At 25.7% G+C, this 11,818-nt stretch carries 11 protein-coding genes and 2 pseudogenes; 4 read left to right on the top strand and 9 right to left on the bottom strand.

The window, feature by feature from the left end; all coding sequences use genetic code 11:
* Positions 1-23: 23 nt before the first annotated feature.
* A pseudogene (locus tag T324_RS17150) lies at positions 24-885 on the bottom strand (Rpn family recombination-promoting nuclease/putative transposase).
* A gap of 144 nt (positions 886-1,029) precedes the next feature.
* A complete protein-coding gene (locus T324_RS0110105) occupies positions 1,030-2,694 on the bottom strand; it encodes an ankyrin repeat domain-containing protein (RefSeq protein ID WP_028330146.1) in 1,665 nt (554 codons plus the stop codon).
* Between the two features lie 170 nt (positions 2,695-2,864).
* Between T324_RS0110105 and T324_RS0110100 the strand changes: the two genes are divergently transcribed.
* Entirely contained in the window at positions 2,865-3,725 is an 861-nt protein-coding gene (locus T324_RS0110100) for a DUF368 domain-containing protein (RefSeq protein ID WP_028330145.1), read from the top strand.
* Between the two features lie 35 nt (positions 3,726-3,760).
* Here T324_RS0110100 and T324_RS18990 read toward each other — a convergent pair whose 3' ends face one another.
* From T324_RS18990 to T324_RS0110065, 7 genes and pseudogenes are all read right to left on the bottom strand, one after another.
* Positions 3,761-4,051: a hypothetical protein gene (locus tag T324_RS18990; RefSeq protein WP_425387431.1), complete on the bottom strand. Its 291-nt coding sequence runs from the start codon at positions 4,049-4,051 to the stop codon at positions 3,761-3,763.
* Positions 4,052-4,377: 326 nt separating this feature from the next.
* Complete coding sequence (locus T324_RS0110090; protein ID WP_028330144.1) at positions 4,378-4,893, bottom strand: YfbM family protein; 516 nt, start codon at positions 4,891-4,893, stop codon at positions 4,378-4,380.
* A 129-nt stretch (positions 4,894-5,022) separates the two neighbouring features.
* A pseudogene (locus tag T324_RS17140) lies at positions 5,023-5,959 on the bottom strand (Rpn family recombination-promoting nuclease/putative transposase).
* A 78-nt stretch (positions 5,960-6,037) separates the two neighbouring features.
* Positions 6,038-6,301, bottom strand: coding sequence for a hypothetical protein (locus T324_RS0110080; protein ID WP_028330143.1), 264 nt, complete (start codon positions 6,299-6,301; stop codon positions 6,038-6,040).
* A gap of 87 nt (positions 6,302-6,388) precedes the next feature.
* On the bottom strand, positions 6,389-7,639 hold the full coding sequence (gene ftsA, locus T324_RS0110075) for a cell division protein FtsA (RefSeq protein WP_028330142.1): 1,251 nt from the start codon (positions 7,637-7,639) through the stop codon (positions 6,389-6,391).
* A gap of 110 nt (positions 7,640-7,749) precedes the next feature.
* Positions 7,750-8,250, bottom strand: a complete 501-nt coding sequence (locus tag T324_RS0110070) for a hypothetical protein (RefSeq protein ID WP_028330141.1) — start codon at positions 8,248-8,250, stop codon at positions 7,750-7,752.
* A gap of 3 nt (positions 8,251-8,253) precedes the next feature.
* Positions 8,254-8,931 carry a hypothetical protein gene (locus tag T324_RS0110065; protein ID WP_028330140.1) on the bottom strand — a complete coding sequence of 226 codons (678 nt, stop codon included), beginning with the start codon at positions 8,929-8,931 and terminating at the stop codon, positions 8,254-8,256.
* Between the two features lie 242 nt (positions 8,932-9,173).
* Between T324_RS0110065 and T324_RS0110060 the strand changes: the two genes are divergently transcribed.
* From T324_RS0110060 to T324_RS0110050, 3 genes are read left to right on the top strand one after another with little or no spacing between them, the layout of a single operon-like run.
* The gene (locus T324_RS0110060) at positions 9,174-9,854 is read left to right on the top strand and encodes a hypothetical protein (RefSeq protein WP_028330139.1); all 681 of its coding nucleotides are present in this window, start codon (positions 9,174-9,176) and stop codon (positions 9,852-9,854) included.
* Between the two features lie 10 nt (positions 9,855-9,864).
* Complete coding sequence (locus tag T324_RS0110055; RefSeq protein ID WP_028330138.1) at positions 9,865-10,629, top strand: hypothetical protein; 765 nt, start codon at positions 9,865-9,867, stop codon at positions 10,627-10,629.
* Positions 10,630-10,656: 27 nt separating this feature from the next.
* Complete coding sequence (locus T324_RS0110050) at positions 10,657-11,646, top strand: glycosyltransferase family 9 protein (protein ID WP_028330137.1); 990 nt, start codon at positions 10,657-10,659, stop codon at positions 11,644-11,646.
* Positions 11,647-11,818 lie beyond the last annotated feature (172 nt).

Here is an 11,818-nt window from a genome sequence, read left to right as displayed (position 1 = left end):
CCATTCTAACGAATGTCAGGTACTCACAAGTTTTTTATTTCTTCTATATTCAATCCTGTTAATTCGCTAATAAGATTAATATCCATATTTTTATTTTTCATATTTTTAGCTGTTAATATTTGATTTTCTTTAATACCTTCTTTAATACCTTCTTCTCTCTCTCTTTTAAGCATTAAACTTTGACCATATAAAAAAGCATCTCTGGCATTATAAACTTCCATTTCTTCCTCACTTGATATAAATCTCTCATATTTATCTATTACTTTAGGCATAATGTGGTTAACCTCCTTTAATTTTTTCTTTAACATTTTCTAAATCTTTAATAGTGAAAAACTCTATCCAAGATAATATTTGATTTCTTTTAATATCATCTGTATTTGAATTATTTAGTATTGTTATAAATCTTGGTATTTCTATTATATGCATTTGAATGATATCTAATGCAACATTATTATTTTGTGTATCTATTAATTTAAAACACCTATGAGCTTTACCTTCATCTCCAAAGTCCATATTAAAATTAACAAAATTGATGCTTATTACCTGACTAATAATATCATAAGACTCATTTTCATTTAATTCACTAACAATATTTTTTGATATATAATAGTATATTCTTTTGACAAAATCTATATTTCCAGATAATTGTATTTCTATAATAATTTTTTTCTTATCTTTAGTAATTGCTTTAACATCAAGAACCGACTCTTTTAAATTAATGTTTTCAGGCAGATTATGTGGATTAATTATTTCTAAATTATAAACTTCTTCGAAACCAGAATCTCTGAGAACGCAATTAACTATATTTTCTAGTATGTCTTCATTACCTATGGAGCCTAAAAGATAACGCACAAAGTAATCGTTCATTCTGTTAATATTTCTCATAAGAAAATTATAACAAAAAGAAAATAAAAGTAAATATTTGTTGTTTTTATAGAAAGAGGCTATCGCTTATAATTTAATAATGGCTGCAAAATATTAAAAAAGTGCATACATATATAATGCATGCACTTTGTATTTTATTATTTTTTATATAGTAAGATAGTATTCTAAATCGTCAGGATTATTTAAATGATAAAGCGTTGCTTTGTCATCTTTTTCTATAACAATATCCATAGCTGTTTTTCCTTCTTTGTTTTTAATGTTATAATCAGCACCCATATTTATAAGAACTCCTAACATACCATAACTTAAAATAAAATTTTGTACGGAAACTATTAATGGAGTATCTCCGTTATTATTTTTTTTATTTACATCAGCACCATTTTTTATCAAATAATAACAAATATCTGATCCAAATTTCACTTTATCTACTAAATATGTTAAAGGAGTATCTCCTGTTGCTGAACATATAGCATTTAAATCCGGCTTCAAATCAATAATATCTTTAACTAAACCAATATTACGATACTTCATTGCTATTATTAAAGGAGTATATCCGTATCCGTCTTCTAAATTTATATCAGCACCCTTTTCTACTAAGAATTTAACCATCTCTTTATCATTTCTAGCAGCAGCTAAACCAAGAGGAGTTATCTTATCATATTGTTTATTTAAATCAGTATCATCTTTTATAAGTTTTTCTAATGCTTTCATATCGCCTTTAGATATAGCATTCATTAATTCATCATATCCGTCTATATTATTTGAATCTTCGCTTGATAATAATTTTTCTATTTCATAATATTTGCCCTCTTGTACTAATTTTATAGCTTGTTCTCTAGTTGTATTAGTATTAAGATTAAAAACATCATTATCTACTAATAATTTAGTTATATCATAATTATTATATGCATAAAGCATATAATCATCAGCTGAGTTTAAATTTGCTCCTTCATCAATTAAAAATTTAGCCATTTCTACATAGCCGTTTTCAGCAGCTACTTTCAAAGGAGAATCAACCCAAAAACCGTCAAAAAATATTTGTGCATCTATATCTTGTCCTATAGATAATAAATATTTAACCATTTCTATGTTATTTCCTCTTACTGCATAAGGAATTAAAGTTTCTTTTGAATCTCCTCTTTTTACAAGAAGTTTAAGTATATCAAGATTGTTGTTGCCGATAGCAATATCTGTCAAATAAGTAGAATATTCATAACCATAATCTCTATTTTTATCAAGTCCTTTATCAATTAAGATTTTAGTCATTTCAGGATTATTATTTCTAACAGCATAGTAAAGCATATCAAGACCGCCTTCTGTTTCTGTTTCCATACCGCTTGCTCTGGCATTAACATCAGCACCTTCTTTTATAAGCTCTTTTGCTAAATCATTATATCCGAATTGTACTGCCAAAAACAAAGAAGTAGAATCTTTATATATGTATTTATCACCAAAATTTGTCATTTCAGTAATTTTTCCTTCTAGTCCTTCCTCTGCTAATAATTTTGATATTTCGTATATTGGTGCTTTATATTTATATTCATTAAGTATTTCATCTATTTTGCTATATCCTGTAGGTATAGGATCCATTTCTGTACCTTTAATATATTCATTGGTATATTTAGTTGTATCAAAGTTAATATCAATATCTGTATTATTATTGTTTGTAGTTGTTGGATTAATATATACTTGATTAGTTTCTGTTTGATTAGTTTGAGTATTTTCTGCTGTTTCTTTGTTTCCGCCACCGCAGGAAATTATAGCAATCATTAAAATAAAAATAGAAATAAGAGAAAGAACTGCCTTCATTTTTTACCCTCTTTATGTATATTATTTTTTATAATAAATTAAAACTACTTAAATATCAATTACAACAAGGTAAAATTATTGTAAAATATTGTAAAAAATACTTGCTTTAAATTTATATATAATATATTCTTTTTTTCGCAAATTAATAAAGAATAGGATTGTAATAGTTTATGAATTTAACTGGAATGATGAATTATATATATACTTCTATTAAAGGTTTTATTATAGGAGCTTCAATGTTGGTGCCAGGATTCAGCGGCGGTACTATGGCAATGATACTTGGAATATATGATAAATTAATTGCTTCTTTAAGCGGGATTTTAAGTTTCTCAAAGAATGAGAATTATTTTTCTAAAAATAAAATTAACTTTTTATTTTTAATGTTTTTTTGCGTAGGCTCTGTTTTGGGAATGGTTATAGTTTCAAAGCCTTTATCTAACATAATAGAAAAATATTATACGGTTTCTTCATTCTTTTTTATGGGAGCTGCTTTAGGAGGATTTAATACAGTTTATAATAAAACAAAATCTTATAAATTTGATTTCTTAAGTATTATATACATTCTTCTAGGTGCCGGCATAGTATATTTAATATCAATAATACCGGAAGGCTTTTTCAGCAGTTCAGGAGATAGAAGCGAAGTGTTTATGTATTTTATACTTATAATTGCTGGTCTTATTGTGGCTATTGCGATGATACTGCCTGGTATAAGTGTTTCATATATGTTTCTGTTTTTGGGTATATATAGGGAAACTATTGATGCTGTTCATAATTTATATTTCCCATACTTGATTCCTTTGGCTGTAGGCTCTATTTTAGGTGTTGTTCTTACTACTAAAATTTTAGAATATTGGATGGAGCATTATGTAAAATCTTCTTATTTAATAATATCCGGTTTTGTATTGGGTTCTATTATTCAAGTTTTTCCAGGACTTCCAAAAGGCATAGAATGGGTATTATGTCCTATAATGTTTTTAGCAGCTTATTTACTTATAAGACTATTGCAGAAATTCGATCCTGATAATAGATGAAATAAATAATATATAGTTAAGATAAATAAAATATATTACTCATAAATTATTTTTATATTATAAATATTAAAATAATAAGGATATCTGCTGAAAAGTTCTATATCAAAAATTTTTGTATTGTTATTTATTGCTTTAAAATTTTTTATTTTTTTGCTGCCATTTAAATAAAAATCCATTTTTAAAAATGAGCTTATATTTCTTTCATTTATTTCATCAAAAATATTTTTATTTATTTTTATTGTAAATGATTTATGTTCTTTTAAAGCTTTATAATTATTGTACCCGTCTGTAATTTCTACATTAAATAGAGTAGGGTATATATTCATTTTATATGTATTTAATATTCTGCCTGATTTAATTATATTTATTTCTAGTATTTGTATATTATATTTTTGATTTTGTTTTGTATTGATTTTTAATTCTATATTTGCATCTCTGTCAAATGTTTTTATATATAAATTATTTGTATTAAAATTATTATCTTCTAAAAATAAATTATAATTATACTCATCTTTATGAAAACCGATTATATTCTATTTTTTTCTGTATATATCATAGCCTTTATATTTTAAATCATTTAATTTATATATATCATCATTCATTATAGAAAATGCATTTATGTAAAAAATGAATATTATAAAATATTTAAACATTATTGATCAACAGTGAATATAACAGCTCTGTTTGCCTCAGCAGCATTTTTCCAAAACTCTATACTTCTATAAAAATAATCCCAAGTGTATTCAAAATCTTCATTTCCTAATGGATACTCATAACCTTTTTCATCAATTTTAAAATACTTTTCTTTGAATTGTTCTTTTGTTATTGTTTCTATTTTTGCAGCAATATCTTTAACTACATTTGATTTTTTTAATGTGATAATATAATCTTCCTCATCATCTCCATTTCCGTATAAGACATCTCCTCCCATTATAATGGAACCTAAAGGATAATTATCATCACCGAATATTAAAAGTCCATCACTGGAAAGACATCTATGCATAGCATCCCAAGATTTATCAAGTTCATAAATATATTTTGTATGTTTTTCAAAATAAATTTCTTCTAAATCTTCGGAAATAAAATCAGGTCTTTCAAACCTTGAAGTTTTTAATAATTTATTTAAATCCTTATCGCTTAAAGCAAAGAATACACCAAGACAACCCATATTACACCTCTATAGTAATCAATTATATTAAATAATACCTATTATTTTTATGAATAATAGGTATTCCCAAGTTTTTTACTTTTTCAAATTATTCACTTTTAGCCTATTTCAATTAGACTTAAAATACGCTCATAATTTTTTTATTTCTTCTAAACTTAAACCTGTAATTTTACTTATATCTTCATTACTCATATTCATGTTTTTTAAATTTAATGCTATGTCTTTTGCTTTGTTTATTTTGCCTTGTTCTATACCTTTCTCTATTCCTTGTTCTATACCTTTCTCAATACCTTCTTTTATGCCTTCTTCCTTTCCCAATCTTCTTTCTTCATCAAGCATTATCTGATTACCATATAGATATGCTTCTTTCTTCTCATATTCCATCATCATTAATTTACTTTTTACAAAATTATTATATTTTTTTTTGAACCTCTTCCATTATAGGTTTTTCTTTTACTATTTCAGACATAGAAGCCTCCAAATTTTTGCTTGTAAACATTTTTAACCAACAATTTAAATCTTTAGTTAATATGTTTTTCTTGAATTTTTTTAACTCTATTATATGTATTTGTAAATGATCTGTAAGAAGTTTTTTATTATTCATCTCATAAAGCATATAGCAGGAATGTATATTTTTAGTTTTATCTAAATTGAAATTTAGTAAATTAATACTTATAACAGGAGTAAGTTCATCATATCTTTCACCATATTTTAATAATTTGCTGTAATTAGCAGCCCAATAATAAAGTATTCTTTCAGGAAATCTTGAATTACCTTGTAATTGTATTTCTATTATAACTACGGATCCATTTTGTGTGATGCACTTTACGTCAACTATGGTTTCTTTTAAATTTCTATTCTTTTTTAAATTAAGGCGACTGCCCGCCTTCGGCGAAGGAGTAAGAATTTCTACAGAACGAAAAGTTTTCATATTAGCATTAAGCATTATAGAATTGATAAAATCTAAAAGTATAGATTCACTGCTTCCTTTATCTGTGAAAAGATATCTTATAAAATAATCATTCAAAGGATTAAAATTTTTTATAATATTGAATTTTTTACTCATATACATATTATACTAATAAAGAATGTATTTGTCAAAATTTATGATTTTTGCATATTGTTTTATTTGAGTATAAAATATTTATAAAAAATAATTGGCAGCAAATATAATTATTGCTAGAATTATACTGTATATTAAAGACATTTTTATTTTTATAGTTTTTAAAAAATATAGAACTAAGAATAAAGCAAAAATTAATGCTGCAATAAAATAGTATCTTTTAATTCCATTGTTTACTATAATTAAACTGATGGAAGCTACTAAATTACTAATCATAACTATTCTTGTTAGTATAAGCTGCATTGTTATGGCAAGAATATCATCTTTATTTGGTTCTTGTTCCATTATAAAGCCTTTATATGTAGGTTAATTCTAATTATACATATAAAGGCTTAAAAATCAAATATATTTATGATTAATAAATTTAAATAATTATTTAAAAAACTCAGAGAATGGATTTTTAAAATTAAATTTAAATTTACTTTTTTCATTTTGCTTTTTATGAGAAGGTATATTAACCTGAGTAGCCTCATCTAAACTCATCATAAGTATTCCTATAACTGCAGAATAAGCAGGATTATTTGAAATATCTTTTATACCTTCTATTTTATCAGGTACTCCGATTCTAGCAGTAATAGGTGCAGCACCTTTAACCGCTGTTTGATAAGCCTTAGCTAGTTCAACAAGTCCAGGAAGCAAAGCACCGCCTCCAGTGAATACCATACCGGCAGAAAGAGAATCAATATACTTCATCTTACTTAATTCTTTTCCGCATAAGCTAAATATTTCTTCTACTCTAGGCTGTATTATTTCTGTTAATACCCTTTTAGGCAAAGTTTTCAATTGTCCACTTGCAGTAGGAACTTCAATAATTTCTTTCTCTCCAACCATATCTATAAAAGCAAATCCATGATCTCTTTTTAATTTTTCTGCAGAAGGTATAGTTATTCTTAATCCCTCTGCTATATCATTAGTTATATGCTGACTTCCTACAGGTATTACAGCAGTATGCCAAACAGAACCTTCTAAGTATACCATCATAGAAGTAGTTGAATGTCCTATATCAAATACTACAACTCCAAGTTCTTTTTCATCTTCTGTAAGACATGCTTCTGCACTTCCGCGTATATTTACTATAAAATCTTTTCCGGAAAAACGCATTTTATTTAAAGTTTTTCTTAAATGCTCACTTACATGTTTAAGTCCGGTTATTATATGTACTTTAGTTTCTAATCTTGTTCCAGACATTCCTATTGGATTTTTTATTTCATCTTGTCCGTCTAATGAATATTCTTGTTCTATGGCCTCTATGATTTCTCTGTCAGCAGGTATTAATATATTCTTAGCACTGTCTAAAACTCTATCAACTTCAGCTATCGTAACTTCTTTATCTTTTGTATTAACACCTATTACACCTTTACTGTTTAGACCTTTTATATGATCTCCGCCTATAGCTGCAATTATATCAGGAGCTTGCAAACCAGCCATGTGTTCAGCTTCATTTATAGATTTTTCTATAGCATTAGCAGCAGCATCTATATTAATGATTACTCCTTTTTTGATGCCTTCACTTTCGCTTTCACCTATTCCTATAACATCTAATTTATCATCATTAACACGGGCGATGATAGTTTTTATTGATGCACTTCCTGCATCTAGTCCAGCGATAATTGGCTCTTTCAAGATAAACTCCTAAAAAATAATAATGATATTATTATGTTAATATTCTCGGAAAAAAATATGGTATTATTAATAGTTATTTATTTATTGTTTTAAGCATTATAAAATATATATTATAATACAACCCATTTATTATCTTCATAAGACATTACAAAAGTTTGTCTAGCTTTTGATGTAGTATCTTCAACCCTATCATATACAGAAGAATCAACATCTATATATGCTTTTTTACCATCTAATTTTATACCATAAACTTTATCTATTGTGGTTTCAAATTCAAAATCAAGTGAAGGATCGCTTTGTACATATTCATCAGCATTTTTTATATTTCTAGTTTTTCTTAAAATTTCTTTATAGTTAGTTGAATAAAATTTTTCATAGGCAATACGAACACTTTCTTCATTATAAGGTAAAGCATAAAATTCTTTAAGAGATGATAGAGCTAATTTTTTTAGTTTATCTTCATTATAATCTTTGATCTCTATATTTTCTTTATCTTCTTCATTATCTTTTAAAATTATTTCTACTCTTTTTACATTTGCGCCTTTATCATTTCCGCTGCATGATATCAATGGTAAAATTAATAATGATATTAACAATATATATTTATGCATTTATTATAATCCTTCTAATATGGATTTTCTTGTATTTTGAGGAGGAGCTTCCTCTTTTTCTTTTATTCTAACATCTGAAGTTGTTGTAACATTATTCATATTTATATATTTAACAACACTTGGTCTTTCTAGTATTATTCTTATATCTCCATTCTGCCAAGCTACAGTATTGGCATCTAAAAAAGCACCTTTCGTATATTTGGCATTTAAAGCTGATAGCAATTCTAAAAAATCAACCTGATTAGGCTGGAAATTTATAGTTATGGAATATAAAGCATCATCTTTGAATATAAAATATCCGCTTTTATAAAACTTATTCTCTTCTAGAGCAATAAATGTTGCACTTTCTTCAGCTGATAAATCTACGGTTCCAGTCATATATTGTTTAGGCAAAGTCATTGTATTATCGCTTAATATAGCATCTATTGTATCTTGTCTGCTTGCACCTAATGTTATATTTTTAAATCCTGTTATAGGAGTAGTTATAACTGCAGGTTTTCTTCCCATTACAGCATCATTAGTTATATATTCATTATTGTTTTGATTATTTTCTTCTGTTGTAGTTGTGTTATTGTTATTATTGTTGTTATTATTATTTGGAACATATGCGTCATTAGTTGCATATTGTGCGAATATACAAGAGGTATATAAAACCATCAAAATAAATATATATTTTTTCATTTCTTATTCCTAAAACAATTATTCTATACTCAATTAAAAAATACAATCTTATTATATAATATCGACTATATTTTTATTTTCAAGTATAAAAAATTATTTTTTGTATTATTTGATATATTAAATTTGACATTATAAAAAATAATATTTATAATTCTAAAATTAATTTAAGTAAAAAAATTGAAAAAAGTGTAAAATATATTATATTATTAAATATAAGGTGTGAAATTAGGGAATGACTTTTTATGGATTATAACAGAGTAACAATAATATGCGGCCATTATGGAGCGGGTAAAACTTCTTTTTCTATAAATTATAGTCTTTATATTAGAAGCCTAACTGAAGAACCTATTTATATAGCCGATTTAGATGTTGTTAATCCATATTTCAGATCAAGAGAGCATGCAGAATATTTAGAAAATGATAATATAAAAGTTATAGGAAGCTATTTGCCTCAATCAGGGTCTGATTTGCCTGCTGTATCTGCTGAAGTTTATTCTATTTTTAATAGAAAAGATATTGTTGGTATAATTGATATGGGAGGTAATTTTGTAGGAAGTCTGCCTTTTGCTACTTTTAGGGATAAAGTTGACATTAATGAAACAGATGTGTTATTTGTATTAAATGCTAACAGAAAAGAAAATTCTACTTTTGATTATGCTTTAGGACATTTAATATCTATAGAGAATGCTCTTGGGTTAAAAATAACCGGTATAATTAATAATACTCATTTGATGTATGATACTTCTATGGAAGATGTAAACATAGGTGAGAATATAGCATCTGAAATTTCAAAGGAAATAAATGTTCCTGTTAAGTTTACTTGTGTAAGCAGGGATTTTTTGAATAAAAACGGTGGAGTGGATAGTAAATATAGGCTATTTATAATGGATTATGATATAAAAAGTATAGGAAATGTTATATAGTTTTTGATTTATGGATTATAATAATGTGAAATTATATGAGATAGCATCTATGTTGTCGCCTAGTGTATATGAAACTATATTTTATAGTCAATATCAAGGACGTTCGGATAAAGATGCTATTATATTAGATGATGAAACATTTGAAAGATGTTATGTATCTGATAATGTGTATAAAAATTTTTTATTTTCTAATTCTATAAGATTAGGCAGAAGCATTGATTATATAGGACTTAGTCAAATGCATAGTGCTGTAATAAAAGAGATAAGTATATCAAATAATCAAGTTAAAGTTAAACTATTAGATACAGCTTTGACTAATTTAGCTAATACATTAATAAGCATGAAGCCTATGGATGTTAAGCTGCCTGCTTTTTATCTTCACATAATATTTAATGATGTAAATTATTATTCTAATAATTATATAGATGAAAATGAAAAATTGATACCTACAGATGAAAGTGTTATTAATTCTATATATATTCAGGATCAATTAACTTTTGTAAATGATAAATATATTGATATGGTTATTTCTTCTCAAAATAGCCAAAATAAATTATTGAGATATATGATATTTAATTGCGGCAGTATAGATGTTATTGATGATTCTAAAGATTCGTGGAAAAATACTTTTAAAAATGATTTTTCTATGCTTTATGAATATTTTATCAATGTTAGAAAATCTAATAATTTAATAATGGAAGGAAGTGCTTATAAAAATATAATAAACGGTTATGAAAAATTTATGAATGATTTTATAGATTTAGATGACTTGTAGTTTTATGTTTTTATATTATTTTATTTTATGGATAATATACGAAATTTGCTTATACATTCGCCTAATTGGCTTGGAGATATTGTTATGTCTATGCCGGCAATTTCTCTAATAAAGGAAAAATACAAAGATATTAAAATAACCGCAATGGCTAAAAAATCAATGTACGGTATACTTACAGTAAGCGATTTAGTAGATGAATGTATAGAAACTAAAAATTTCCAAAACTTAAGAAAATATAATTTCGATGCTGCTTTGATTTTTCCTAATTCATTTGAGAGTGCTTTTAGAATTTTCGGACATGGTATAAAAAGACGTATAGGATATAAGGCAGATTATAGAAATTTTATGTTAACTGATGCTGTTGATAGAAAAGATATAAGATGGGCACATACAGCAGATTATTATGTTAATTTACTTAAAGCTATTGATATAGATAAAAAAAGACCTACAATAAAATTAAATATAAAAGATGAAATAGTTAATAAAGCAAAAGAATACATAAAAGAAGTGAATCCAGATAATAAAATTGTATTTGCTTATGGTATAGGTGCTACTAATAGTGTTGGAAAGATTTGGAAGGAAGAATATTTTGCTGAGGTTGCAAATTATCTATCAAATAAATATGATGCTTTGACATTATTCGTTACAACTCCTAATGAAAAAGAGATTTCAGATAAAATTTCAGCAATGCTTCTTAAAGATCCTATAATACCGTATATGTCTCTTGATATGATAGCGGCTATTTTGAGTTTATGCAAAGGATTTATAGGTAATGATTCAGGAGCTATGCATGTTGCTTCTATAGTGGGTATACCAACTTTGGCTTTATATTTTGCAACACCTTCAGATCAAAATTCTCCTATAGGTATTAATAGTTATGTTATAGAGAAGAAACCTGATAATTCAGCTTGTATATGCGGCGGTAAGAAATGCAAGATTAATACTTTTGAATGTAGAGAAGTTATAAAACCAAAAGAAGTAATAGATATATTTGAAAAAATAATAAGCCGACTATAAGATATAATAAAAAATATTTGTTTCTTATTTCTGCTTTTGTAATTATAAAACATTTAATACGTTAAAATAGTGATGTATTTATAAATTTATTTTAAATAATAATCTAGAAAGCTAAAAATTTTTAATGTATTCTTAATTCATTAATTCTATTTTTTTATATTGAATAATTTTT

This window comes from Brachyspira alvinipulli ATCC 51933 (assembly GCF_000518245.1).
Classification (GTDB): Bacteria; Spirochaetota; Brachyspiria; order Brachyspirales; family Brachyspiraceae; genus Brachyspira; species Brachyspira alvinipulli.
This window is presented reverse-complemented; position numbering and strand designations above follow the sequence as displayed.

Bases quoted from the DNA above. Each gene is read 5' to 3' on its own strand.
- T324_RS0110055 (WP_028330138.1), top strand. From the start codon at position 9,865: ATGGATTATAATAATGTGAAATTATATGAGATAGCATCTATGTTGTCG.
- T324_RS0110105 (WP_028330146.1), bottom strand. From the start codon at position 2,694: ATGAAGGCAGTTCTTTCTCTTATTTCTATTTTTATTTTAATGATTGCT.
- T324_RS0110090 (WP_028330144.1), bottom strand. From the start codon at position 4,893: ATGGGTTGTCTTGGTGTATTCTTTGCTTTAAGCGATAAGGATTTAAAT.
- T324_RS0110060 (WP_028330139.1), top strand. From the start codon at position 9,174: ATGGATTATAACAGAGTAACAATAATATGCGGCCATTATGGAGCGGGT.
- T324_RS18990 (WP_425387431.1), bottom strand. From the start codon at position 4,051: ATGAATATATACCCTACTCTATTTAATGTAGAAATTACAGACGGGTAC.
- T324_RS0110100 (WP_028330145.1), top strand. From the start codon at position 2,865: ATGAATTTAACTGGAATGATGAATTATATATATACTTCTATTAAAGGT.
- T324_RS0110070 (WP_028330141.1), bottom strand. From the start codon at position 8,250: ATGCATAAATATATATTGTTAATATCATTATTAATTTTACCATTGATA.
- T324_RS0110080 (WP_028330143.1), bottom strand. From the start codon at position 6,301: ATGGAACAAGAACCAAATAAAGATGATATTCTTGCCATAACAATGCAG.
- T324_RS0110065 (WP_028330140.1), bottom strand. From the start codon at position 8,931: ATGAAAAAATATATATTTATTTTGATGGTTTTATATACCTCTTGTATA.
- T324_RS0110050 (WP_028330137.1), top strand. From the start codon at position 10,657: ATGGATAATATACGAAATTTGCTTATACATTCGCCTAATTGGCTTGGA.